The sequence below is a fragment of the Tabrizicola thermarum genome (genome assembly GCF_003574395.1).
Taxonomy (GTDB): domain Bacteria; phylum Pseudomonadota; class Alphaproteobacteria; order Rhodobacterales; family Rhodobacteraceae; genus Tabrizicola; species Tabrizicola thermarum.
In genome coordinates, this window is sequence record NZ_QMJY01000013.1 from 222,123 (window position 1) to 245,216 (window position 23,094).

A 23,094-nucleotide genomic window follows, 5' to 3' on the forward strand; every position below is an offset into this window, starting at 1 on the left:
CACAATTCGGCATGCGAAGGCATTCCTTGCCATGGGCCCGCCCTTCCGGCATGTGAAGCGGATGACCGACTTTCCCGCCCTTGCCCGCGCCGCCACGACCGCCCTTCGGGACCTGTTCCCCGAAACGCCCTTGCAGCGCAACGACTTCCTGTCCGCCCGCCATGACGCCGAGATCTGGCTCAAGCGCGAGGATCTGACCCCGGTCCGCAGCTACAAGCTGCGCGGCGCCTTCAACGCGATGCGCAAGATCCGTGCCAAGAACCCCGACCAGCACCAGTTCGTCTGCGCCAGTGCCGGGAACCACGCACAGGGTGTTGCCTTCGCCTGCCGCCATTTCGGCGTGCGGGGGGTGATCTTCATGCCCGTCACCACGCCGCAGCAGAAGATCGACAAGACCCGCGTCTTCGGCGGGGACTGCATCGAGATCGTGCTGACGGGCGACTATTTCGACCAGACCCTCGCCGCCGCCCAGGCCTATTGCGCCGAACGGCAGGCGCATTTCCTGTCGCCCTTCGACGATCCCGACGTGATCGAGGGTCAGGCCTCGGTCGCCGTCGAGCTTCTGGAACAGCTGGGCCGCGCGCCTGATCTTGTCGTCCTGCCGGTGGGCGGAGGAGGACTGGCCTCGGGCGTCACGGGCTATCTGCGCGAGGTCGCGCCGCAGACCGACTACCGCTTTGTCGAACCCCTGGGCGGGGCCAGCCTTGCCGCCGCGCTGCAGGAAGGCGCGCCGACAAAGCTCAAGCAGATCAACAGCTTTGTCGACGGGGCCGCCGTGGCGCGTCTGGGCGACATCACATTCCGGATGCTGTCCTGGATCGACCGCAACGATGTGCTGCTGGCGCCCGAGGACCGGATCTGCGTCACCATGCTCGAAATGCTGAACCACGAAGGCATCGTGCTGGAACCCGCAGGCGCCCTTTCCATCGACGTCCTGCCCGAACTGGCCGAAGAGATTCGCGGCAAGACCGTGGTCTGCGTCACCTCGGGCGGGAACTTCGATTTCGAACGCCTGCCCGAAGTCAAGGAACGCGCCCAGCGCCATGCAGGTCTGAAAAAGTATTTCATCCTGCGCATGCCGCAGCGCCCCGGCGCCCTGCGCGAATTTCTGAACCTGCTTGGGCCGGATGACGACATCACCCGGTTCGAATACCTGAAGAAATCGGCCCGCAACTTCGGCTCGGTGCTGATCGGGATCGAAACCCGGTCCGCCGAGGGTTTTCCGGGCCTCACCGCCCGCATGGACGCCGCCGGCCTGGCCTTCCGCGACATCACCGCAGACGAGGCGCTGTCCGAGTTCCTGATCTGATCAGGTCTGCTGCGGCGCGACCGCGCCCGGGTCTGCCCCGCCCCAGGTCTGCCCCGCGCCCGGGTCTGCCCCGCCCCAGGCCTGCCCGCGTCAGGCCGCGCCGGCCCTGTCCGTGGCCAACCCGCCCAGAAGGCTTGCACGCGAGGCCCGCCAGACCGAGGCGACCAGCGTCACATCGACCAGCGCGCCCTCGCCCGCTGCGGCCATCCGTTCGCCGTCCTGGCAGATCGCCGCCAGTTCCGACAGGCCAAGGTTCAGCGCGCTGCCCTTCAGAAAGTGCAATTGTCCTTCCACCTCTTCCGCCGGAATCCCGCGCAGAAGCGCCTTCACGGCCCCTTCCGCCTCATCCAGGAACATGTCGGCCACCTCGGCAAAACCGTCGGCCCCGATCTCGTCCCTCAATTCGTCAACCCGTTTCCAGTCGATCATCGCACACCACCCGCAGGCAAGTCCCACCGGCCGAGTGTCGCGCGCAGAATGTTAACAAATGGTCGCCAGGTCCCTTTGAAATCCCGCGCATTTTAGCATTCACCGGGCGTTAAGGGCCGTCGCGCAGGGTGCCGTGCAAAGCGGGAAAGGTGCCCATTGTTTGCCGGTGCGATAAAGGTAGAGACAGCGATGCAGGCGGGGGAAGAACCGCGGCATGTGCTGGTTGTCGATGACAGCCGGGCACAGCGCCAACTGGTTTCGATGCAGCTCAAACGCTGGGGCTATCGGGTCAGCGAATGCGATTCGGGTCAGGCGGCGCTGGATCTCTGCCGGGCGCAGAACTTTGACATCATCCTCAGCGACTGGATGATGCCCGGCATGACGGGGCTGGATTTCTGTCGGGAATTCCGGGCCTTGGGGCGTGAGGCCTATGGATATTTCATCCTGCTCACCTCCAAGTCCGAAAAGACCGAGATCGCCGACGGGCTGGAGGCCGGGGCCGATGACTTCCTGACCAAGCCGGTCGCCTCGAACGAACTGCGTGCCCGGTTGCGGGCCGGGGAACGCATGCTCGCCATGCAGGCCGAGGTGCTGGCCAAGAACAAGGTCATCGTGGCGACCCTGGTCGAATTGCAGAAACTTTACGATTCGCTCGACCGCGACCTGATCGAGGCGCGAAAGCTGCAGCAGACGCTGGTGCGCGACCGGGTGCGCGATTGCGGCTGGGCCAGGGTGTCGCTGCTCTTGCGCAACTCGGGCCGCGTGGGCGGCGATCTGGTCGGCAGCTTCCGCGTCGACGAAGACCGCTTTGTCGCTTATTCGATCGACGTCTCGGGTCACGGCGTCGCCTCGGCGATGATGACCGCGCGGCTTGCGGGGTTCCTGACCGGATCGGCGCCCGAACAGAATCTGGCCTTCGGCAAGGGACCGGACGGCAGCCATGTCCTTCTGCCGCCCGAAGTCGTCGTCGAACGCTTCAACCGGCTCATGCTGGATGAAATCCAGGCCGAACAATACTTTACCATGGCCTTCGCGGTGGTTGACCGGGTGCGGGGCCGTCTGTGGCTGGTCCAGGCCGGGCATCCTCACCCGATCCTCATCCGCGCCGATGGCCGGATCGAACAGCTGGGGCAGGGCGGGCTGCCTGTCGGCCTCTTGCCCGAAGCCACCTTCGAACGGCAGGAATTCGCCATCGGCCCGGGCGACCGGCTCCTGCTCTTCTCGGACGGTTTCACCGAATGTCCCCTGCCCTCGGGTCAGGATTTCGGTCAGGAGGGGTTGATCGAAAGCCTGCGCCGGTCTGCGCATCTCTCGGGTGCCGACCTCTTGGAGGCGCTGGTCTGGGATCTGGCCCGGCAGGCGGGCAGCGATTCGTTTCCCGATGACGTCTCGGGCGTGGTCATCGACCTTCTACCGCAAGAGGCTGGCCAGCATCCCCCGGTCCCCCTCGTTGCCCAGAAGGCTCAGCCCTTCCTCGACGGGTAGCCACGCCGCAGTGTGCCCCGCCTCGCTCGGCGGACCCAGCCGCCGCACCGGGCGCGCGAGGTAGACCGAGCAGACCTTCTCGGCCCAGAGGTCGTATTCCGGCATGTAGGTGAACCGCCTGAAGGCCCCCAGCCGCCGGATCACCGCGATCTTCCAGCCCGTTTCCTCGAACACCTCGCGGTGGAGCGCGGCAATCGGCTGCTCGCCCTTGTCGATTCCGCCGCCGGGCAGCTGGAACTCGGGGGTGGGCGCGGCCTGGTGGGTGACAAGGATATGGTCGCCCTGCAACAGCACCGCATAAACCCCTGCGCGACGGGTGTATCGTTGCCCCCGCTTCACCGGCTCGCCATAGCGTCGGATCATCTTGCCCCCTTGGACCTGCGGTTGCCCTGCCTATATAGGCGCGGTATGCCAGCACTGGCACCATCGGGAAACCCCCCAGGAACTTCCACATGACCACCGGTTCGCAAATCGCCTGGGACGATACCGTCCTGCCGTTTCAACTTGACGCCTCGGGCATCCGCGGCCGCGTCGCACGTCTTGACGGCGTCCTGGATCAGGTGCTGAAGCAGCACGCCTACCCGTCCGTGATCGAGGCGCTGGTGGCCGAGACCGCGCTTCTCACCGCGCTGATCGGCCAGGCGATCAAGCTGCGCTGGAAGCTGTCGCTTCAGGTCCGCGGCAAGGGCCCCGCCCGGCTGATCGCAACCGACTACTACGGTCCGACGGCCGAGGGCGAACCCGCCCGCATCCGCGCCTATGCCAGCTATGACGCCGAAAGGCTGGACCTGAACGCCGACCCCTTCAGCCAGATCGGCGAGGGGTATTTCGCCGTGATGATCGACCAGGGCGAAGGCATGCTGCCCTACCAGGGCTTCACCCCCATCGCCGGGAAAAGCCTGTCCGACTGCGCGCAGACCTACTTCGCCCAGTCCGAACAGATCCCTACCCGCTTTCAGCTGGCTTACGGCGAAAGCACCGAACCCGGCCGCCCGCTGCACTGGCGCGCGGGGGGCATCATGCTGCAACACATGCCGACCTCGGGCGGGGTCGCCGCCGAGCAGGGCTCGGGCGAGGGCGGGCTTCTGACCCATGCCGACATCCTTGGCGGGGCGGAATCGGAAAACTGGAACCGCGCCAACCTTCTTCTCGACACTGTCGAGACGCTGGAGATGATCGGCCCTTCGGTCCCCCCGACCGACCTTCTCGTCCGCCTCTTCCACGAGGAAGGCCCCCGCGTGTTCGACGCCCAGCCCGTGCGCTTCGGCTGTTCCTGCTCCGAGGAAAAGGTGCGCAACACCATGTCGATCTACAGTCAGAAGGACATCGCGCGGATGACCACCGAAGCCGGGGTCGTCACCGCCGACTGCCAGTTCTGCGGCGCGCATTACGAGCTGGACCCAAAGACCCTCGGCTTCGAAGCGGTCAAGCCGGAATGATGGATGCCGAGACGGCCCTGCGCGCGGCGCTTGCCCGCCCCGCCGGGCCGTCCTCGGATTTCGACCTCAACCCCGGCCTCCGCCCGCCCGCCGACAAGCCCCTGCGCCCGGCCGCCGTGCTGGTCCCCGTCTGGCTGCGCGAGGATGGCCCGCGTCTGATCCTGACCAAACGCTCCTCGCACCTGAAGCACCACCCCGGCCAGATCGCCTTCCCGGGGGGCAAGGTCGATGCCACCGACGCCAGCGCGCAGGCCGCCGCGCTGCGCGAGACGCGCGAGGAAATCGGCCTTCCCGAAACCCGCGTGGAAATCCTCGGCACGCTGCCCCTCCACGAAACCGTCACCGGCTTCGCCATCACCCCCTTCGTCGGCCTGATCCGCGGCGCCTTCGCGCCCGTCCCCGAGGCGGGCGAGGTGGAAGAGATTTTCACCGTCCCGCTCTCCCATGTCCTGTCCCCCGCCCGCTTTGCCATCGAACGGCGGCGCTGGATGGGCGTCTGGCGCCGCTACTACGCCGTCCCCTACGGCCCCTATTACATCTGGGGCGCCACCGCGCGTATCCTGCGGGGGTTGGCGGACCGGGTGGGGCAATGAACGTGGCAGGCGACTGGCTGGACCATCCGGGCACCCAGGCCCTGATGCAGGCGCTGGAGGCCGCCGGCCATCAGGCCCTGCTGGTCGGCGGCTGTGTCCGAAATGCGCTCTTGCGCGAACCCGTCAGCGACATCGACCTTGCCACCGACGCGACGCCGCAAACGGTGTCGGACCTCGCCGAGGCCGCAGGCTTCAAGGTGGTCCCCACCGGCATCGACCACGGCACCGTCACCGTGATTGCCCGGGGCAAGCCGCACGAAGTCACAACCTTCCGCCGCGACGTTGAAACCGACGGTCGCCGTGCCGTGGTGGCCTATTCCACTGACATCGCCGAGGACGCCCGACGCCGCGACTTCACGATGAACGCGCTTTACGCCGACCGCCACGGAACCGTCATCGACCCGCTGGGCGGCCTGCCCGACCTGCAAGCCCGCCGCGTCCGCTTTGTCGGCGACCCCGAGACCCGCATCCGCGAGGACTACCTCCGCATCCTGCGCTTCTTCCGCTTTCACGCCGCCTATGGCGACCCGGAGCAGGGCATCGACCCCGACGGCCTCGCCGCCTGCGCCGCTCTGGCCGAAGGCCTCGACGGCATCTCCCGCGAACGGATCCATGCCGAACTCCGCAAGCTCCTTTCCGCCCGTGACCCCGCCCCCGCCGTCGCCGCCATGTCCCGGGCGGGTGTGCTTGCGCGCGTCCTGCCCGGCGCCGACCCGTGCGCCCTTGCCCCGCTCGTCCATCTCGAAGGGGCGCACCTCGACGCCGGCCACCCTCCCCGCTGGCTCCGCCGCCTTGCCGTCCTCGGCGGCGACACGTCCGACCTCCGCCTGTCCAGGGCCGAGGCGCGGGACCTCGCCGCCCTCCACGCCGCCATCGGTTCCACCGATACCCCCGCCGCGCTTGGCTGGCGGCTGGGTGAAGACCTCGCCACCGACGCCATCCTGGCCCGCGCCGCCAGCTTTGGCACACCACCCCCGCAGGACTGGCGGGCCGAGGCCCGTCGCGGCGCAACCGCCCGCTTCCCCGTGACCGCCGCCGACCTGATGCCCGGGCTGCAAGGCGAGATCCTGGGCGCGCGGCTGCAAGCACTCGAAGCACGCTGGCTCGCCTCCGACCTCACCCTCTCGCGCGAGGCGCTCTTGAAAGGGGCGTGACAATCCGCCGCGACTCGGCTACGAACGGCGCACCCAAGAAGGAGACCAGCATGGAAAACGGGATCTCGTTTCGACTCGCCTGAGTTGACCGGTCCCGTCGTGGCGGTCGCTTGCAGGCACCGCTTCACCCCATCGCTGCACTTCTTTCGGGCCTTCCCATCATGTTCCGTTTCCTCGAAAACCTCGTCGATCCCTATCAGCCCTATGCTGAACAGGACGCCCCGCCCCGCAGGCTCTGGCCCTTCCTGAAGGATTACATCCGCCCGTTCCGCGCGGTCTTTGCAGTCACGGCCGTCTTCTCGGTCGGCAACGCGGTGCTGGATGTCGGCATGATCTGGTATCTCAGCCGCCTGGTCGATCTGATGACCGGCCAGACGCCGCAGGCCTTTCTGGAAAACCACTGGACCGAGATCATGATCGCCGCCCTGGTGATCCTGATCGTCCGGCCTCTGGTCGCCGGGGGGGCCGTGGGCCTTCTGCACAACACGATCCTCACGAACTTCGGCACGATGATGCGGTGGCGGGCGCACCGCCATGTCCTGCGCCAGCCCGTCGGCTGGTTCGAAAGCGATTTCGCGGGCCGGATCGCGAACCGCATCATGCAGGCCCCGCCCGCCGCCGGCGACGCGGTGTTCCAGGTCTTCGACATGGCCGCCTTCGCCGCCGCCACCTTCCTTGGCGCACTGCTGATGCTGGCCAACTCCGACCCGCGCCTGATGGTGCCGCTTCTGCTCTGGCTGGTCGCCTACCTTGCGCTCATGCGCTGGACGATCCGCCGGGCGGGGCCTGCCGCTACCGCCTCATCGGACGCGCGCAGCGCCGTCACGGGCCGGGTGGTGGACAGCTACACCAATATCCATTCGGTCAAGCTCTTCGCCCACCAGTCCAGCGAAGAGAACTACGCCCGCGAAGCCATCGAACACGCCCGCACCATGTTCCAGAAGGAAATGCGGATCGTGACCAGGATGGACATGGCGCTGACCTTCATCAACGGGCTGATGATCCTTGGCGTCTCCAGCCTCGCCATGTGGCTCTGGACCCATGATCTTGCCACCGTCGGCGTCGTCGCCGGGGCCGTTGCGCTGGTCCTCAGGCTGCATTCGATGACCTACTGGATCATGTGGGCATCGACCCAGCTGGTGCAGAACCTCGGCACCCTCGCCGAAGGGATGGAGACGATCGCCCAGCCCGTCACCCTGGTGGACAAACCCGGCGCCAGGCCTCTGGACTTCCGGCAAGGCCTCCTTGAACTGAAAAACGTCTCGCACCACTACGGCCGCGGCTTCGGGGGCCTCAGGAACGTCAGCCTGACCATCCGCCCGGGCGAGAAGATCGGCGTCGTCGGCCGTTCCGGCGCGGGGAAATCCACGCTGGTCAAGCTGATCCTGCGCTTCTACGACACCGAATCGGGCGAGATCCTGATCGACGGTCAGAACATCGCCGACGTCACGCAGGAAAGCCTGCGCCGCCAGATCGGCATGGTGCAGCAGGACTCGTCGCTCCTCCACCGTTCCGTTCGTGACAACATCCTCTACGGCCGCCCCGACGCCAGCGAGGAGGAGATGATCGCCGCCGCGAAGAAGGCCGAGGCGCATGATTTCATCCTCACGCTCGAGGACCCGCAGGGCCGCAAGGGCTATGACGCCCATGTCGGCGAACGCGGGGTGAAGCTGTCGGGAGGCCAGCGCCAGCGCGTCGCCATCGCGCGGGTGATCCTGAAGGACGCGCCGATCCTGATCCTGGACGAAGCCACCAGCGCCCTGGACTCCGAGGCCGAAGCCGCCATCCAGGGCGCGCTTTACGGCGTGATGGAGGGGAAAACCGTGATCGCCATCGCCCACCGCCTCTCCACCATCGCCGCGATGGACCGGATCGTGGTGCTGGAGGACGGCGAAGTGGTCGAGGACGGCCCCCACGCCGAGCTTTTGCGCAAGGGCGGCCTCTACGCCCGCTTCTGGGCGCGGCAGTCGGGCGGCTTCATCGGGCTGGACGAGGAAGCCGCCGAATAGAGACCCTGCCCCGGACTTGATCCGGGGCCTCCCGAAACCCGGGGAGGTCCCGGATCAAGTCCGGGACGGGAATTCACGGCACTCACAAAGGGAACTGAGCACCCCCGCACAGCGTAATCCCTTGCTTCCCCCCAAGGACCGGCCTACCTCTGCCGCATGAGCGCGCTTCAAAGCCTCGGCTCCCTCATCGACGCCTTCCGCCCCGCCGACGGCCCCCCGCCGCAAAGGCTCGGCCCCTTCATGCGCTGGTCGCTGGCCGGGTCCTGGCCGATGCTTGTCATCGCCGGGCTCCTCTCCTCCCTCGCCGGCGTCACGGAAGTGGTCAGCGCCCTCATCCTCGGCTGGGTGATCGACGCCGCCGTGAACTCCGGCCCGACCGACTTCTTCACCGCCCACTGGTCCCTCGTCCTCTGGTTCATCGGCTTCTACCTCGTCCTCCGCCCGCTCGCCTTCGCCGTCTCCTCGGCATCGAACAGCATCATCATCGGCCCCAACGTGATGCCGCTGGTGCTCTCGCGCCTCCATCGCTGGACGCTGGGCCAGGCCGTCACCTTCTTCGACAACGACTTCGCCGGGCGCATCGCGCAGAAACAGATGCAGGCCGCCCGCGCCGTCACCGATGTGGCGACCGAAGTCATCAACACCGTCTGCTTCGCGCTGGCCTCCGTCATCGGCTCCGTCGCCTTCCTGATCGCCGTCGACTACCGCGCCGCCATCGCGCTTGCGGTCTGGCTGGTCGCCTACGCCTTCCTGATCCGCTTCTTCCTGCCGCTGATCCGCGTGAACTCCGCCGCCCGCGCCTCCTCTCGCGCCATGGTCTCGGGCCAGGTCGTGGACACGATCACCAACATCAAGACGGTGAAGCTCTTCGCCCATGCCGCCTTCGAGGACCGCGTCGCCATCGACGCGATGGAGGTGTTCCGCGACCGCTCCCTCGAATTCGGCGTCATCTCCACCTGGTTCCGCCTTGCCCTGATGCTCCTGGCCGGGGTCCTCCCCGTCCTCCTGATCGGCGGGACGGTGATGCTCTGGCAACAGGGCGCCGCCACCGCAGGCGACATCGCCGCCGCCGGGGCCATCGCCCTTCGCATCGCGCAGATGTCCGGCTGGGTCAGCTTCACCCTCATGTCGATCTACACCAGCGTCGGTGAAGTCGAGGATGGGATGCGCACCCTCTCCGTCCCCCACACCCTCGCCGACGCGCCCGACGCCAGGCCCCTGCCCCGCGTCAAGGGCGAGATCAGGTTCGACAACGTCACCTTCGCCTATGGCCGCGAACGGGGCGGGGTCCGTGACATCGACCTGACCATCCGCGCCGGGGAAAAGCTGGGCATCGTCGGCGCCAGCGGGGCAGGGAAATCCTCGCTCGTCTCGCTCCTCCTGCGGCTCTACGACCCCGAACAGGGCCGCATCACCATCGACGGCACCGACGTGCGGGCGGTCACGCAGGAATCCCTGCGCCGCCAGATCGGCATGGTCACGCAGGAAACCGCGATGTTCAACCGATCCGCCCGCGACAACATCGCCTATGGCCGGCCCGAGGCGACCGAGGCCGAAATCATCGCCGCAGCGAAGGCCGCCGAAGCCGATGAGTTCATCGCCAACATGCTCGACCACCAGGGCCGCCGCGGCTATGACGCCTTCCTTGGCGAACGCGGGGTGAAACTGTCCGGCGGCCAGCGCCAGCGCATCGCGCTTGCCCGCGCCTTCCTGAAGGACGCGCCGATCCTGGTGCTGGACGAGGCGACCAGCGCCCTCGATTCGGAAGTCGAAGCCTCGATCCAGGAAGCCCTTGGCCGGGTCATGGAAGGCAAGACCGTGCTGGCCATCGCGCATCGGCTGTCCACCATCGCCGCGATGGACCGGATCATCGTCCTCGACCGTGGCCGGATCGTCGAGGTCGGCAGCCATGACGAGCTTCTGGCCAGGAACGGGCTTTACGCGCGCTACTGGAAACGGCAATCAGGCGGCTTCATCGGCACCGAAGACGAACAGGAAGCGGCTGAGTGATCGTCACCATCGAACGGCTTGGGCACCTTGGGCACGGCATAGCCCCCGGGCCAGTCTATGTGCCCGGCGCCCTGCCCGGAGAGGTCGTCGAAGGCACCCCCGACGGCGACCGCCTGACCGATCCGAAGATCGTCACCCCCTCGCCCGACCGCGTCAGACCGCCCTGCCGCCACGCCCGCGCCTGCGGCGGCTGCCAGCTGCAACACGCCTCCGACAGCTTCGTGGCCGGGTGGAAGCAAGAGGTCGTGGCAAATGCCCTTGCGGCCCAGGGCCTGAGCGCCGACTTCCTGCCGCTGGTGACATCTCCCCCGAACTCCCGTCGCCGCGCCACCCTGTCCGCCCGACGCACCAGGGGCGGAGCCCTCATCGGTTTCCACGCCCGCGCCTCCGACACGATCGTGGAGATCCCCGACTGCCGGCTTCTCCACCCCGGCATCCTTGCGGCCTGGCCCGGCCTCCGGGCGCTGGTGATGGCCGGCGGCTCGCGGACCACGGAGCTTTCGCTGCAAGTTACCCTCACCAAAGGCGGCCCCGATGTCGTCGTCACCGGCGGCAAACCGCTGGACAGCGCGCTGCGGATGGATCTGGCCCGCCTCGTCGAGGCCCACGCCTTCTCCCGCCTGACCTGGGACGGCGAAACCGTCGCCCTCCGCGACCGCCCCGCGCTCACCATGGGCCAGGCCACAGTCGTCCCCCCGCCCGGCGCCTTCCTCCAGGCGACCCGGGAAGGCGAAGCCGCCCTCCTTGCGGCCGTCAGACAAGCCCTCGGCCCGCAAAGGCGCATCGCCGACCTCTTCTCCGGCGTTGGCACCTTCACCCTGCCCCTGGCCGAAGCCATGGAGGTTCACGCTGTCGAAGGCGACTCAGCGATGACCAGGGCCCTCGACCTCGCCGCCCGGAACACCCCCAACCTCCACCGGATCAGCGTGGAAACCCGCGACCTTTTCCGCCGCCCGCTGGAACCGGACGAACTGGACAGCTTCACCGGTGCCGTCATCGACCCTCCGCGCGCCGGGGCCGAGGCGCAGACCGACCGCCTTGCCGCGAGCCGGATCCCGGTCATCGCCGCCGTCTCCTGCAACCCCGTCACCTTCGCCCGCGACGCCAGGGTGCTGACTGCCGCGGGCTACCGGCTCGACTGGCTTCAGGTCGTCGACCAGTTCCGCTGGTCCACCCATATCGAGCTTGTCGCCCGGTTCAGCCGCTCTGCCAGCCCCGCGACCTGACGGTTCCGTGATCCCGACACGGGACTGATTGGCTAGGCAGCGTCCGCCCTTTTCGGTAGACTGATCGAAAAAAGGGGCAGCGGGCAACGACATGCGCGGTTTCGGACTTATTCTTTTCCTGGTGGTCGCACTGGGTCTGGCGGCCTGCGCGCCGAAGACCAAGTTTCTCAAATACCGCGGGCCCGAGGTGACGCAGATCCAGGTCCACAAGTCCGCCCGGAAGATGTATCTTCTGCACAACGAAAAGGTCCTGAAAGCCTACGACGTCTCGCTCGGCTTCGCGCCGGAAGGCCACAAGCAGTTCGAAGGCGACGGCAAGACCCCCGAAGGCGCCTACACGATCAGCCACAAGAACCCCAACTCGCGCTTTCACCTGTCGCTGCGGATCGACTACCCGAACGCCAACGACATCGCCTTTGCCGAGGCGCAGGGCAAGCAGCCGGGCGGCGACATCTTCATCCATGGCGGTCCCAGGCGGCCGATGTCGGTGCGCGACTGGACGGAAGGCTGCATCGCGCTCACCGACAAGGAGATGGAGGTCGTCTACTCCATGGTGAACCCCGGAACGCCGATCTACATCCTGCCATGAAGAAGGGGGCCCGCAGGCCCCCGATCTCTCTGATCCGTCCGCCCTCAGGCCCCGGTCAGCATGGTCCACCAGATCTTGCCGCTCGGCTCCTGAAACCAGGCGAACCCCAGCCGCGTCGCAAGCGGGTCCATGATGACGGCCCGCGTGTCGGGCTGCGCCATCCAGGACGACAGCGTCTCCAGCTCGGTCTCATAGGTCTCCGAGATGTTCTCGCCCAGGAAGCGCCCGGCATAGCCGCTGCGCTGCACCCGGACCAGCGGCGACGACCCATCCGACCCGAAATGCCAGGGCCGGTTCTGCACCGCCATGTCGCGCGAATGCGTCTCGGCCGCGGCGTTCAGGCTGGCGTCAAAGCTCACCTGCGGCAGACCCTTGGCCGCCCGCAGCGTGTTCATCGCATCCAGAAACCGGTACGACACTTCCCGCGCGTCGGTGATCCTGTAGACCTTCGGCAACGGCCTCCCGTCCGCGCCCAGTTGCGGTGCGCTTGCGGTGCTGCATGCAGCCAAGGTCAAGCCGGCGCCAGCCAGCAGGAAAATACGTCTGTTCATTCGGTCCACCAGAAATCTGCCGCGTCGCGCGGCGGTTCGGCTCTCCTTAGCGGAAGCGCGCGTCAGGTTCAAACGGGCTTGTTCATTTCGGCGGAGGGCGACCACCCGCGCCATCCGCCGCCGCTGACAGGTCTTTGATTTGCGGCCCTGTCACAAAGCGGCTATATGCGCACCGAATGCAGTCTTTCAGGAGTATCGACCATGGCAAACGGTAAAGTCAGCCGTCGCGCAGTTCTGGGCGGGGCTGTCGGCATGGCCGGTCTTGCGGCGCTCCCGGCTTTCGCGCAGGACGGCAGCACCGAGTTCTCGCAGCCTGCCTCGGCCTCGATCCGGCACAATATCTCCAGCTTCCGGATGCTGAAGTGGCAGGACTATTTCGACAACACCCGCAACGGGGTGATCCTCGCCGACACCACCTCGCGCGCGCTGCACTTCTGGTCCGAGGATGAATCCATCTATCGCCTCTACCCGACCTCGGTTCCCCTGACCGAGGAACTGACCCGCCGCGGCATGACCTCGGTCATCCAGAAGGTCGTGAACCCGACCTGGCGCCCGACCGCCAGCATGTTGCAGCGTCACCCCGAATGGCCTCCCGTCGTCGAAGGCGGTGCCCCGGACAATCCGCTCGGCACCCGCGCCCTCTATCTGGGCTGGCCTGCCTACCGCATCCACGGCACGCACGACACCCGCAAGATCGGCCGCCGCTCGTCCTCGGGATGCATCGGCCTTTACAACGAACACATCGAAGAGCTGTTCGAGTTGGCAAAGGTCGGGACGCAGGTCCGCCTGATCTGACGCATCGGCACCGCTGACAGGATCGGACCGCGCGGCTGAAATGCCCCGCGGTCCTTTCCTTCTGACCTCAACCCTCCCGGCACCAGGCGGGCAAGGTCCTGTCCATCCGGCCCGTGCAGGCGGCATCGACGCAGGCGGCAAGGCTGGCGAAATGAAACGCCTTGCCCACTGCGGCCGGCCCGTAATGCGCGTATTTCCCTGAATTGGTGGCCATGTTGCGCACCGACGCAGGCACCACCGGCGCGCCGATGAAGCACCAGCAGGTGTCGTTCAGCACCTCGCCCCCGAAGGCCCGGACCTTGTCGATGAAGCCCTCCGCCCTGGCCCGCGCAAAGACATCCCGCCCGCAGGTGACGACCAGCCGCACCCCCTCGGCCTTGCGCCGCCCCTCGCACAGCCGCGCCAGCGCCGCCATCTCGGTCAGCGAGAAATGCGGATTGCCCAGGGCCACCATGTCCACATCGGCGGTCTGCGCGATGTTCAACTCCCGCCATGTCGCGGCCAGCTCGGCCCGCGTCACCCGCACGACCCGGACATCTTCACCGCTTGCCAGGTCAGCGGTCGTCGCTTCCGGCGTCACCCCCAGCATGTGAAACATCGGCGCGGCCGAGGTCGTGGCAAAGGCCGCCCCGAACGCCTTCAGGTCGTCATGGCTGACCGCACGTCCCTCCAGCCCGCAGATCAGGGGGATCCCGTTCGGGACGATCTTGCCGATATGATAGCCCAGAAGCGGGAAGAACAAATCGTCCACTTCGCCCAGATGCGGCAGCTCGACCCGGACCGAGGCCCGCCGCCCCTCTGCCAGATAGCAATCCGCCGCCGGGGCGCGGCCGGTCAGGGCCACCAGAATGTCCAGATAATCCGGGTATTTCAGCGTCCGCGCGCCCAGGACCGAATTGGCAAAGACCACCGCGTTCGATTCCCCCCAGGCGATCATCTGCCCGGCCTTCGGGGGGCGCTCCAGCAGATACGGCGCGCAGGTATAGGTCGGCTGCGCCCCCATCTCGACATAGGCCTCGGCCAGCGCGTCCGAGGCCTCGCCAAGCCCCCGATCCACGCCCAAGGCCCGCCATTGCCGCCGATCCACACAGATCGCGTTCATCGTCGTCGGCACCCGGACCCTGGCCCCCAGATCGCACAGCTTGCGCGCAAACCTCAGCCCCGCCGGACCCTGGTAGAAGACCCCGTCCAGATGCGCCATGTCCACATCGACCAGCCCCGTCGCGCCCTCGATCCGCGCGGTCTGAAGGACGATCCGCATGGCGATCCTGGCAGCCTCGCCGAACTCTCCGGCCAGGAGGCGGCGGTCAAGGTCGGTCAGCGTGAAGTCCGCCGGGTCGGGCGTCGGCAGCACGAAAGTCGGGGCCGGATCGACCGGTCCCTCCACCGCCTCAACCCGGTTCCCGTCGATCCGCGCATGGCCTGCCCCCGCCAGCGCCGCAAACCCCGCCTCGTCCAGTTGCAGCACCGGAATGCCGCGCTGGAACAGCTCGCCGGCGATCAGCACGCCCAAGGTCAGGATCGTCTCCTTGTGCCGGAAGACCAGGGCCGCCGGGGCATGGCCGTTCATCAGCAGCTCGAAGATCACCAGACTGCCGGAACAGGACCCCCGCCCGCTGGGGAGGCACAACACCTTCCCCGCAACCGACTGCCCGCACAGCGGATGGTGCACGTCGATGACCCGCCCCGTCGCGGCATCGACCCCGCCCATGAAGCTTAGCCCGGTGTCCGCATGCAGCACCGCGCCGCTTGCCTGCCCGGCGATCACCGCTTTCCCGTGCAGGACGCGTGCCATCATCCGATCGCCCCCATGCCCCGCCGGGGGCTCCTGCCAAAGGTTAAGTCCACACTAACGAGGCATGGCAAGTTGTTGAAATCATTGATACCGAACATCGCGCCGCGCGCGGCGCCCTACCCCTTCCGGGGCAGCCACCCGCCCAGGTTCTCCTCGATCACCGCGACCAGCGCCTCGATATGGGCGGGCTCGTCGTTCAGGCAGGGGATATAGGTGAACTCCTCTCCCCCCGCATGTTCGAAGGCCTCCCGGATCTCCCCGTTGATCTCTTCCAGCGTCTCGATGCAGTCGGCACTGAAGGCCGGGGCCATCACCGCGATCCGCTTCTTGCCCTGCTTCGCCAGCTCCGCCACATGCTCGACCGTATAGGGCCGCAGCCACTCTTCCCGCCCGAAGACGGACTGGAAGGTCGTGTCGATCGACCCCTTCTCCCACCCCAGCCTTTCCCGCAGCAGGCGCGAGGTTTTCTGGCACTGACAGTGGTAGGGGTCGCCCTCCATCAGATAGCGTTTCGGCATGCCGTGATAGCTGGCCACCAGCACGTCGGGCCGGTGATCAAGGGCCGCATAGGCCGTCTCCACCGACTTCGCCAGCGCGTCGATATACAAGGGGTGGTCGAAATACTCCGCCACGGTCCGCACCGCAGGCTGCCGCTTCTCCTTCATCAGGGCACGGAAGAACTGGTCGTTCGCGGTGGCCGAGGTCGCCCCGGCGTAGTGGGGATACAGCGGGAAGAACAGCACCTTTTCGCACCCCGCCGCCACCATCGCCTTGACCTTCGCCTCGGTCGAGGGGTTGCCGTAGCGCATGCAGAAGTCGACCATTATGTCGGCCCCGTGCCGGTCCGCGATCGTCTTCGCAATCGCGGCGGTCTGCGCCTTGGTGATGGTCAGAAGCGGGCTTTCGTTCAGCTCTTCGTTCCAGATCAGCTTGTAGTTCGCGCCCGATGTGAAGGGCCGTTTCGACAGGATGATAAGCTGCAGCAGCGGCTGCCACTTCCACGACGGGATATCGACCACCCGCTTGTCGGACAGAAACTCGTTCAGATAGCGGCGCATCGACCAGTAGTCGTAGGCGTCGGGCGTGCCGAGGTTGGCCAGAAGCACCCCGATCCGCGCCTTGCGGACGGTGGGGTGGTCGGCGGGGGCGTGGGCAAGGCGCCCTTCGCCGGGTGGCACGTCGGTCCCTGTCGCTGCTCCGGTCCGGGCATCCAGCATGTCGGTTCTTCCCAAAGGTTCACGGTGGGACATAAGGGATGGGCGGGCAGGGTCAACCGTCTTCGGGCAAGGGCGACTCGGGCACGCCCAGCGCATCGGCGAGCCTTGCCTTGGCCGACCCGGGGCGCAAGGGCTGCTGCTGGCTGTCATGCGGAGCCCAGCCGGTGAGGAACACAAGCTCTGCTGTCGCGGGCAGACGCCCCTCCGGCGTGCCGAAACTTTCCGCATAGATCGCCCCTGCCGTTGCCAGCACATCCCGCCCTGTGGGGCGACGCAGACGGGCAGCCAGCGCGTTCGTCTCTCCCGCAGCCCGCAGGTCGGCCAGCAGCGCCGGAAAGCTCTGATACTCGACGGTCTGCTGCCAGCTGTCCGCCACCGGCAGGGCAAAGCCTGCCCGCTGCATCAGCCCGCCCAGGTCGCGGATTTCCGCCATGGGCAGGACGCGGGGCGACAGTCCGCCGGTGACCCGCGTCTCGGCCTCGGCCAGCGCGGTCCGCAGCTGATGCAGACTGCGCCCGCCCGGCAGGACCGCGATCATCAGCCCATCGGGCCGCAGCGCCCTTCGGCACTGGACAAGCTGTCCCAAGGGATCGTTCGCCCAATGCAGGGCCATGGCGTGCACGACCAGATCATGCGCGCCGGGTTCCAGCGCCAGAACGTCCTCATCCGGGACCAGCACCGCACCGGGCCGCAGATCCTGCCACAAATCGGGAAAACCGCTGACGACGGCGGGCGCCGTAAAGGTTCTGTTAACCTCGGTGAGTCTTTCCTGAATGTCGGTCATGGCAAGGCGATGCAGGAACATCGCTGCGTCGTGACCGGGCAGTCTGCGGGCGCGGTCCCGGTGTCGGATCAGCGCGTTTCGGTCGGTCAGGATCGGGGTTTCGGCCATGGCCGGACATTAGGAGGACGGAATGGGATTGCAAGGCGCGCTGCAACTGCTTTACCCGCCGCAGTGCATTTCCTGCTCGGCCCCGGTGCAATCCGACTTCGGCCTCTGCGCAGACTGCTGGCGCGAGACGCCCTTCGTCTCGGGTCTGGTCTGCGATCAGTGCGGCGTGCCCCTGCCGGGATCGGACCCGACGGAACGGGCCTTGTGCGACGACTGCATGACCATCGCCCGCCCCTGGGACCGGGGACGGGCCGCTCTCCTCTATCAGGGCAATGCCCGCAACCTGGTGCTGGCGTTGAAGCACGGCGACCGGATGGATCTGGCCCGACCGGCCTCGGCCTGGATGGCCAGGGCGGCCGCACCGATCCTGACGCCGGGGATGATGGTGGTGCCGGTGCCGCTGCACTGGATGCGGCTGTTCCGGCGGCGCTACAATCAGGCGGCACTTCTGTCGCGCGCCATCGCGGCCCTGGCACGGCTGGAGCATTGCCCGGACGCGATCCTGCGCAAACGATCCACCGGCAATCAGGACGGCAAGACCCGCGACGCGCGGTTCGCCAATCTGGTTGGCGCCTTCACCGTCCCGAAAAGCCGCGAGGCGCGGGTGCGCGACCGCGACATCCTGCTGGTGGATGACGTGATGACCTCGGGCGCGACCTTTGCGGCGGCGACCGAGGCGCTTTTTTCGGCAGGGGCGCGATCCGTCTCGGTGCTGGCGCTGGCGCGCGTTGCGAAGGACGGCTGAATCCTTATATTCGGGCGCGAAAGAGGTGCCCCGATGCGTCCCGTCGAAATCTACACCACCCCCATCTGCCCCTACTGCCACGCCGCCAAGCGGCTGTTGCAGAAGAAGGGCGTCGCCTTTGCCGAGATCGACGTCAGCCGCGACCCCGCCTTGCGAGAGGCGATGATCCAGCGCGCCAAGGGCCGGCGCACCGTGCCGCAGATCTTTGTCGGTGACACCCATGTCGGCGGCTGCGACGACCTTTATGCGCTGGAGGATGCGGGCAAACTTGATCTGCTTCTGGCAGCGTGATGCGGGCCGCGCTGGTTCAGCTGACCGTTTCCGACGATCCGGCGGCGAACCTGCCCGTCACGCTGGGCCATGTCCGCGATGCGGTGGCGCAGGGGGCCGGGTTTGTCCTGACGCCCGAGCTGACGAACGGGTTGTCCTCCAGCCGCGCACATCAGCGCAGCGTGTTCCGGCATGAGGAGGACGACCCGACGCTGGCCGCCCTGCGGGCCGAGGCGAAGGCGGCGGGCATCTGGCTGCTGATCGGCTCATTGGGTCTTCTCACCCATGACGCCGACGGGCGCTTTGCCAACCGCAGCTTCCTGATCGCGCCGGACGGCGGTATCGCGGCGCGCTATGACAAGATCCACATGTTCGACGTGAACGTCTCGGCGACCGAGGTCTACCGGGAAAGCGAAGGCTATCGGCCCGGGGCGCGGGCGGTGGTCGCGGACACGCCCTTTGCCAGGGTGGGGATGACGGTCTGCTATGACGTGCGGTTTCCGGCCCTTTATCGGCGGCTGGCGCAGGGCGGCGCGCAGATCATCACGGTGCCCGCGGCCTTCAACCACATCACCGGCGCGGCGCATTGGGAGACGCTGCTGCGCGCCCGCGCGATCGAGACGGGATGCTTCATCCTGGCCCCGGCGCAGACCGGCTTTCATCCCGAAACCAACGGCAAGGGACGCCGCACGCATGGCCATTCGCTGGCCATTGCCCCCTGGGGCGAGGTGCTGGCCGACGCAGGCACCGAGCCGGGGGTGACGCTGGTCGATCTGGACCTGGCCGAGGTGGATCGGGCCCGCAGCCGGGTACCCTCGCTGTCGCATGACCGGGGCTTTGACGGGCCATGAGCAGCGAAAAGGCGGACGACATCGCGGTGGCCTTGTTCAGCGAGCTGTTCATGGCCGACCAGCTGGCGCGCAACCGGATCTCCAAGGTCCTGCCCAAGGGGATGGAGCTGTCGCATTTCAGCGTGCTGAACCACCTGGCGCGGGTGGGCGACGAACGCACCCCGGCGCAGCTGGCGCGGTCGTTCCATGTGACGCGCGGCGCGATGACGAACACCCTGACCAAGCTGGAATGGGCCGGTCACGTCCATATCCGCCCCGACTGGGAGGACGCTCGGCAGAAGTTCGTGGCCATCAGCCCCAGCGGCCGGGCGGCGCGCGACAGCGCCGTGGCCAGCGTGGTGCCCCTGATTGCCGAAGTGGTGCAGTCCATCGGGCACGATAGGGTCAGGGCTCTGTTGTCCGTGCTGCGCGAACTGCGCATCAGCCTGGAGGGCGATGGCGGCTGACACAGCCGGGCCGTGGCGTCCATTCGGCCACAAGCGGTGGATAGCAGGCGCTCCCATGCCCAAAGCCTCTTGCCCTGCGCGGGTTATCTCCTCATAGACTGTGACGACACCTCGGGCCCGGTCAAAATGCACAGTTCGTCTCGTTTCCTGCTTGCGTTCCTTGCTGCCTCGACGGCCCTGTCCGTGGCCCCGGCCTTTGCCGAGAGCACCGGCACGCTGAACATCAACGGTGCGACCGGCCTGATCGACATGCCCTCGGGCGAGGCGCAGAAGGATGCGACGTTTTCGTTCAGCACTTCGGTCGTGGGTCCGATCAGCCGCACCACGCTCAGCTTCCAGATGAGCGAGCGGCTGTCGGGGTCGTTCCGGTTCCAGACCTGGCGCGACTGGGACACGATCATTCCGGGCGATGCCAAGGAATCCGACCGCAGCATCGACCTGCGCTATCAGGTTCTGAAGGAAGGCAGGATCCGCCCGGCCCTGACCATCGGCCTGCAGGACATGACCGGCCAGGGCCTTTTTGCGTCGGAATACATTGCGGCCACCAAGAGCTTCGGCGACCGGCTGAAGGTGACGGCGGGTCTGGGCTGGGGCCGTCTGGGCAGCTACGGCAGCATCGGCGCGCCGTTCGGCAACCGCCCGGCGGTCAGCCCCAAGGGCACACCCAACGTCGACCAGTGGTTCCGGGGCGACGCGGCCCCCTTCGCCGGGGTCGAATACAGGATCAGCGACACCTGGACCTTCAAGGGCGAATATTCCTCGGACGCCTATGTTCTTGAGGACGACACCCGCGGCCTGATCGAACGGGACAGCCCGTTCAACTTCGGCTTCGAATACCAGAAGAACCCGAACATGCGATTCGGGGTCTACTCGCTGTACGGGTCCGAAGTCGGGCTGACCTTCCACCTGATCCTCGATCCGAAGAACCGGCTTGCGGGCGGGGTGACCGGCCCGGCCCCGGCGCCCGTGAAGGCGCGCCCGGCTCGGTCGGTCGACCCCGAGGCCTATGATGCCGGCTGGGTGACGCAACCCGACGCGGGCCCGATCCTGCGCAAGAACCTGGCCAAGCGGCTTGCCGCCGACGGGATCGCCATCGAGGACCTCGCCTATACCGCGACGACGGTGCAGATCCGCATCCGCAACGGCCGCATCGACGCCGGATCGCAGGCCATCGGCCGGACGGCCCGCGCGCTCAGCCATGTGATGCCCGCCTCGGTCGAGGTGTTCGAGATCGTGCCCGTGGTCAACGGCATCGGCGCATCGAAGATCACCATCCGCCGCAGCGACCTTGAGGGGCTGGAATATTCCGCCGACAACGCCACGCTGCTGCGCCAACGCATCACCGTGACGGATGCCGGGCCGACCCCGGCCTATTCGCTGGGCGACGAGGGCCTGTATCCGAAGTTCACCTGGAGCCTGCGCCCCACCTTGCGCCTTTCCGAGCCGAGCAAGGGCGACATCGGCCTGCGTCTTTCGGCAAACTACGACATCGCCCCGGGCTTTGTGCTGAGCGGCTCGATCTACAAGCAGCTGGCCAGCAACACGGATCTTGGCAGTCCGTCGACCTCGCCGTTGCAGCATGTCCGCACCGACGGGTCGCGCTATACGGAATTCGGCGACCCGGCGCTGGAGCGCCTGACGCTGGCCTGGTACGCCCGCCCGGCGCCGGACGTCTATTCCCGCGTGACCGTGGGCTATCTGGAACGGATGCACGCCGGTGTCTCGGGCGAGCTGTTGTGGAAGCCGGTCGACAGCCAGCTCGCCCTTGGCGCGGAACTGAACTACACCCGCCAGCGCGATACCGACGGTGGCCTGGGGTTCAACGAATACGACTATGACGTCGTGACAGGATACCTGTCCGCCTACTACGATTTCGGCAACGGTTTCCTGGGCCAGCTGGATGTCGGCAAGTATCTGGCGGGCGATGTCGGGGCGACCATCTCGGTCGACCGGGTCTTTGCGAACGGCTGGAAGGTGGGCGCCTTCGCCACCGTCACCGACGTCAGCGCCGCAGACTTCGGCGAATCGGGCTTTGACAAGGGCATCCGCTTTACCATCCCGTTCACCTGGGCGCTTGGCACCGAAACCCGCAGGGGTTTCAGCATGACGCTGCGGCCGGGCTCTGGCGACGGCGGGGCGCGGGTCGATGTGGCCGGACGGCTCTACGAATCCATCCGGGACTACCATACCGATGGCCTTGATCCCGATTGGGGAAGGGTCTGGCGGTGAGGATTTCGGCACGTCTGGTCGCGGTCGCCGCCGCAGTGTCGCTGCTTGCGGCCTGCGGCAACGACAAGGGCGGCGCCAATCCTGTCGTCGCCGCCGTGGGCCAGATGGCCAAGGCAGCCCTGCCCAAGGGCAAGAAGGGCGGCACCGCACCGACAGCCGAGCCGGCAGCACCCGTGGGGCGCGCCGAGCTTGAGGCCTATGGCAAGCCGGTCCTGCGAATCAGGGCCAAGGCCCTTGGTCAGGATGCCTTCCTGACGATCCTCGACACCAAGGACAACGTCGTGACCTGGACCGCCCAGCGGCAGGCCAACTTCTCGTTGCGCGATGGCGTGCTGATCCAGACCCGCGGCGTCGGCGCCGACCTCATGTCGGCCCAGGTGCCGACGCTCGCCCAGCTCAAAGGTGGGGCAAGCTACGGGCGCATCTACTACTTCCTCGGCGCCGACGACGTCGGGACCCGGCGGACCTACGACTGCACCGCGGCAACCGTGGGGCAAGAAACGATCGAGATCGTCGGCAAGTCGCACGCCACCACGCATGTCACAGAGACCTGCACCCGCCCCAATGGCAAGGTGACGAACGACTACTGGATCGAAGGCAACATGATTCGGAAATCGCGGCAATGGGCCAGCAACCTGGCCGGTTACCTGGAGTTCGAGAAGGTCATCGACTGACCTGCCGGACGTTTTGCGGCCAAGACCGGCCCGAAGACCCTCTGACCGCGCGAATCTGATGCGGAATCTGCTCGGGTGCGGGTAGACTGGTCCCGTGGGTGTCCCGATGACTACGGTGCGCCCGCTGTCGGCCAGAACTGGACGAAGGACGCCCCCGTCTGCGAGGTTTCCGTGAAACAGCTGTTGGCCAGTCTGCTGTGTGCCGCCTGCCTTGCGTCATCGACGCAGGCCGGGGGTCCCATCGTGGTGGTCGAGGACCCGGAGCCCGAAGTCACGGAGAGGTCGCCGTCCAGCAAGGGCTGGCTGCCCTGGCTGGTGATTCCGTTGTTCCTTTGCGTGGTGATGTGCGGCCCGGAGGACAAGTGACCCGGCCCCGACGCCCCGGG

Annotated in this window: 23 protein-coding genes; 17 read left to right on the forward strand and 6 right to left on the reverse strand. The window is 67.2% G+C overall.

Annotated features, from left to right (window positions below):
• The first annotated feature begins 61 nt into the window (after positions 1-61).
• Positions 62-1,309: a threonine ammonia-lyase IlvA gene (gene ilvA, locus D5084_RS05920; protein WP_128514591.1), complete on the forward strand. Its 1,248-nt coding sequence runs from the start codon at positions 62-64 to the stop codon at positions 1,307-1,309.
• A gap of 90 nt (positions 1,310-1,399) precedes the next feature.
• On the opposite strand, the gene D5084_RS05925 is transcribed toward ilvA, so the two are convergent.
• Positions 1,400-1,738 carry an Hpt domain-containing protein gene (locus tag D5084_RS05925; protein ID WP_128514592.1) on the reverse strand — a complete coding sequence of 113 codons (339 nt, stop codon included), beginning with the start codon at positions 1,736-1,738 and terminating at the stop codon, positions 1,400-1,402.
• Positions 1,739-1,927: 189 nt separating this feature from the next.
• On the opposite strand from D5084_RS05925, the gene D5084_RS05930 reads away from it, so the two are divergent.
• Complete coding sequence (locus tag D5084_RS05930) at positions 1,928-3,223, forward strand: PP2C family protein-serine/threonine phosphatase (RefSeq protein ID WP_128514593.1); 1,296 nt, start codon at positions 1,928-1,930, stop codon at positions 3,221-3,223.
• On the opposite strand, the gene D5084_RS05935 is transcribed toward D5084_RS05930, so the two are convergent.
• Entirely contained in the window at positions 3,149-3,586 is a 438-nt protein-coding gene (locus D5084_RS05935; protein WP_128514594.1) for an NUDIX domain-containing protein, read from the reverse strand. The genes D5084_RS05930 and D5084_RS05935 overlap by 75 nt on opposite strands.
• Before the next feature lie 89 nt (positions 3,587-3,675).
• Here D5084_RS05935 and hslO point away from each other — a divergent pair, with 89 nt between their 5' ends.
• The 7 genes from hslO (at position 3,676) to D5084_RS05970 (ending at position 12,243) form a co-directional block, all read left to right on the forward strand.
• Positions 3,676-4,662 carry an Hsp33 family molecular chaperone HslO gene (hslO, locus tag D5084_RS05940; RefSeq protein WP_128514595.1) on the forward strand — a complete coding sequence of 329 codons (987 nt, stop codon included), beginning with the start codon at positions 3,676-3,678 and terminating at the stop codon, positions 4,660-4,662.
• Positions 4,659-5,255 carry a CoA pyrophosphatase gene (locus D5084_RS05945; protein WP_238382539.1) on the forward strand — a complete coding sequence of 199 codons (597 nt, stop codon included), beginning with the start codon at positions 4,659-4,661 and terminating at the stop codon, positions 5,253-5,255. Before hslO ends, D5084_RS05945 begins: the two co-directional genes overlap by 4 nt.
• The gene (locus D5084_RS05950) at positions 5,252-6,409 is read left to right on the forward strand and encodes a CCA tRNA nucleotidyltransferase (protein WP_128514596.1); all 1,158 of its coding nucleotides are present in this window, start codon (positions 5,252-5,254) and stop codon (positions 6,407-6,409) included. Before D5084_RS05945 ends, D5084_RS05950 begins: the two co-directional genes overlap by 4 nt.
• A 161-nt stretch (positions 6,410-6,570) precedes the next feature.
• Positions 6,571-8,418: an ABC transporter ATP-binding protein gene (locus tag D5084_RS05955; protein ID WP_128514597.1), complete on the forward strand. Its 1,848-nt coding sequence runs from the start codon at positions 6,571-6,573 to the stop codon at positions 8,416-8,418.
• A 156-nt stretch (positions 8,419-8,574) separates the two neighbouring features.
• Positions 8,575-10,428, forward strand: coding sequence for an ABC transporter ATP-binding protein (locus tag D5084_RS05960; protein WP_128514598.1), 1,854 nt, complete (start codon positions 8,575-8,577; stop codon positions 10,426-10,428).
• Positions 10,425-11,654 carry a class I SAM-dependent RNA methyltransferase gene (locus D5084_RS05965; protein ID WP_128514599.1) on the forward strand — a complete coding sequence of 410 codons (1,230 nt, stop codon included), beginning with the start codon at positions 10,425-10,427 and terminating at the stop codon, positions 11,652-11,654. Before D5084_RS05960 ends, D5084_RS05965 begins: the two co-directional genes overlap by 4 nt.
• Before the next feature lie 91 nt (positions 11,655-11,745).
• The gene (locus tag D5084_RS05970) at positions 11,746-12,243 is read left to right on the forward strand and encodes a L,D-transpeptidase family protein (protein ID WP_128514600.1); all 498 of its coding nucleotides are present in this window, start codon (positions 11,746-11,748) and stop codon (positions 12,241-12,243) included.
• Between the two features lie 44 nt (positions 12,244-12,287).
• Here D5084_RS05970 and dalA read toward each other — a convergent pair whose 3' ends face one another.
• Entirely contained in the window at positions 12,288-12,794 is a 507-nt protein-coding gene (dalA, locus tag D5084_RS05975) for a divisome-associated lipoprotein DalA (protein WP_128514601.1), read from the reverse strand.
• Positions 12,795-12,995: 201 nt separating this feature from the next.
• Here dalA and D5084_RS05980 point away from each other — a divergent pair, with 201 nt between their 5' ends.
• Complete coding sequence (locus tag D5084_RS05980) at positions 12,996-13,589, forward strand: L,D-transpeptidase (protein ID WP_128514602.1); 594 nt, start codon at positions 12,996-12,998, stop codon at positions 13,587-13,589.
• Between the two features lie 67 nt (positions 13,590-13,656).
• Here D5084_RS05980 and lhpI read toward each other — a convergent pair whose 3' ends face one another.
• The 3 genes from lhpI to D5084_RS05995 all read right to left on the reverse strand — a co-directional run bounded on the left by lhpI (position 13,657) and on the right by D5084_RS05995 (position 17,493).
• Positions 13,657-15,387: a cis-3-hydroxy-L-proline dehydratase gene (gene lhpI / locus D5084_RS05985; protein ID WP_238382540.1), complete on the reverse strand. Its 1,731-nt coding sequence runs from the start codon at positions 15,385-15,387 to the stop codon at positions 13,657-13,659.
• Between the two features lie 113 nt (positions 15,388-15,500).
• Complete coding sequence (gene hemH, locus D5084_RS05990; RefSeq protein WP_128514603.1) at positions 15,501-16,601, reverse strand: ferrochelatase; 1,101 nt, start codon at positions 16,599-16,601, stop codon at positions 15,501-15,503.
• A gap of 52 nt (positions 16,602-16,653) precedes the next feature.
• Complete coding sequence (locus D5084_RS05995) at positions 16,654-17,493, reverse strand: methyltransferase domain-containing protein (protein WP_128514604.1); 840 nt, start codon at positions 17,491-17,493, stop codon at positions 16,654-16,656.
• A gap of 22 nt (positions 17,494-17,515) precedes the next feature.
• Between D5084_RS05995 and D5084_RS06000 the strand changes: the two genes are divergently transcribed.
• From D5084_RS06000 to D5084_RS06030, 7 genes are all read left to right on the forward strand, one after another.
• On the forward strand, positions 17,516-18,238 hold the full coding sequence (locus D5084_RS06000; RefSeq protein ID WP_128514605.1) for a ComF family protein: 723 nt from the start codon (positions 17,516-17,518) through the stop codon (positions 18,236-18,238).
• 33 nt (positions 18,239-18,271) lie between these two features.
• Positions 18,272-18,529, forward strand: coding sequence for a glutaredoxin 3 (gene grxC / locus D5084_RS06005; protein WP_128514606.1), 258 nt, complete (start codon positions 18,272-18,274; stop codon positions 18,527-18,529).
• A complete protein-coding gene (locus D5084_RS06010) occupies positions 18,529-19,359 on the forward strand; it encodes a carbon-nitrogen hydrolase family protein (RefSeq protein WP_128514607.1) in 831 nt (276 codons plus the stop codon). The genes grxC and D5084_RS06010 overlap by 1 nt, the downstream gene beginning before the upstream one ends.
• Entirely contained in the window at positions 19,356-19,805 is a 450-nt protein-coding gene (locus tag D5084_RS06015) for a MarR family winged helix-turn-helix transcriptional regulator (protein ID WP_128514608.1), read from the forward strand. The genes D5084_RS06010 and D5084_RS06015 overlap by 4 nt, the downstream gene beginning before the upstream one ends.
• Before the next feature lie 126 nt (positions 19,806-19,931).
• On the forward strand, positions 19,932-22,034 hold the full coding sequence (locus D5084_RS06020) for a YjbH domain-containing protein (RefSeq protein ID WP_128514609.1): 2,103 nt from the start codon (positions 19,932-19,934) through the stop codon (positions 22,032-22,034).
• A complete protein-coding gene (locus D5084_RS06025; RefSeq protein ID WP_162302392.1) occupies positions 22,031-22,708 on the forward strand; it encodes a YjbF family lipoprotein in 678 nt (225 codons plus the stop codon). Before D5084_RS06020 ends, D5084_RS06025 begins: the two co-directional genes overlap by 4 nt.
• Before the next feature lie 171 nt (positions 22,709-22,879).
• On the forward strand, positions 22,880-23,074 hold the full coding sequence (locus D5084_RS06030; protein WP_128514611.1) for a hypothetical protein: 195 nt from the start codon (positions 22,880-22,882) through the stop codon (positions 23,072-23,074).
• The last annotated feature ends 20 nt before the right edge of the window (positions 23,075-23,094 follow it).

Excerpts from the sequence above, each read along its gene's own strand:
- grxC (WP_128514606.1), top strand. The coding sequence starts at position 18,272 with ATGCGTCCCGTCGAAATCTACACCACCCCCATCTGCCCCTACTGCCAC.
- lhpI (WP_238382540.1), bottom strand. The coding sequence starts at position 15,387 with ATGATGGCACGCGTCCTGCACGGGAAAGCGGTGATCGCCGGGCAGGCA.
- D5084_RS05925 (WP_128514592.1), bottom strand. The coding sequence starts at position 1,738 with ATGATCGACTGGAAACGGGTTGACGAATTGAGGGACGAGATCGGGGCC.
- hemH (WP_128514603.1), bottom strand. The coding sequence starts at position 16,601 with ATGCTGGATGCCCGGACCGGAGCAGCGACAGGGACCGACGTGCCACCC.
- D5084_RS05950 (WP_128514596.1), top strand. The coding sequence starts at position 5,252 with ATGAACGTGGCAGGCGACTGGCTGGACCATCCGGGCACCCAGGCCCTG.
- D5084_RS05930 (WP_128514593.1), top strand. The coding sequence starts at position 1,928 with ATGCAGGCGGGGGAAGAACCGCGGCATGTGCTGGTTGTCGATGACAGC.
- D5084_RS05960 (WP_128514598.1), top strand. The coding sequence starts at position 8,575 with ATGAGCGCGCTTCAAAGCCTCGGCTCCCTCATCGACGCCTTCCGCCCC.
- D5084_RS05980 (WP_128514602.1), top strand. The coding sequence starts at position 12,996 with ATGGCAAACGGTAAAGTCAGCCGTCGCGCAGTTCTGGGCGGGGCTGTC.
- D5084_RS06010 (WP_128514607.1), top strand. The coding sequence starts at position 18,529 with ATGCGGGCCGCGCTGGTTCAGCTGACCGTTTCCGACGATCCGGCGGCG.
- ilvA (WP_128514591.1), top strand. The coding sequence starts at position 62 with ATGACCGACTTTCCCGCCCTTGCCCGCGCCGCCACGACCGCCCTTCGG.
- D5084_RS06015 (WP_128514608.1), top strand. The coding sequence starts at position 19,356 with ATGAGCAGCGAAAAGGCGGACGACATCGCGGTGGCCTTGTTCAGCGAG.
- hslO (WP_128514595.1), top strand. The coding sequence starts at position 3,676 with ATGACCACCGGTTCGCAAATCGCCTGGGACGATACCGTCCTGCCGTTT.
- D5084_RS05955 (WP_128514597.1), top strand. The coding sequence starts at position 6,571 with ATGTTCCGTTTCCTCGAAAACCTCGTCGATCCCTATCAGCCCTATGCT.
- D5084_RS05935 (WP_128514594.1), bottom strand. The coding sequence starts at position 3,586 with ATGATCCGACGCTATGGCGAGCCGGTGAAGCGGGGGCAACGATACACC.
- D5084_RS05945 (WP_238382539.1), top strand. The coding sequence starts at position 4,659 with ATGATGGATGCCGAGACGGCCCTGCGCGCGGCGCTTGCCCGCCCCGCC.
- D5084_RS05970 (WP_128514600.1), top strand. The coding sequence starts at position 11,746 with ATGCGCGGTTTCGGACTTATTCTTTTCCTGGTGGTCGCACTGGGTCTG.
- D5084_RS05995 (WP_128514604.1), bottom strand. The coding sequence starts at position 17,493 with ATGGCCGAAACCCCGATCCTGACCGACCGAAACGCGCTGATCCGACAC.
- D5084_RS06020 (WP_128514609.1), top strand. The coding sequence starts at position 19,932 with ATGCACAGTTCGTCTCGTTTCCTGCTTGCGTTCCTTGCTGCCTCGACG.
- D5084_RS06000 (WP_128514605.1), top strand. The coding sequence starts at position 17,516 with ATGGGATTGCAAGGCGCGCTGCAACTGCTTTACCCGCCGCAGTGCATT.
- dalA (WP_128514601.1), bottom strand. The coding sequence starts at position 12,794 with ATGAACAGACGTATTTTCCTGCTGGCTGGCGCCGGCTTGACCTTGGCT.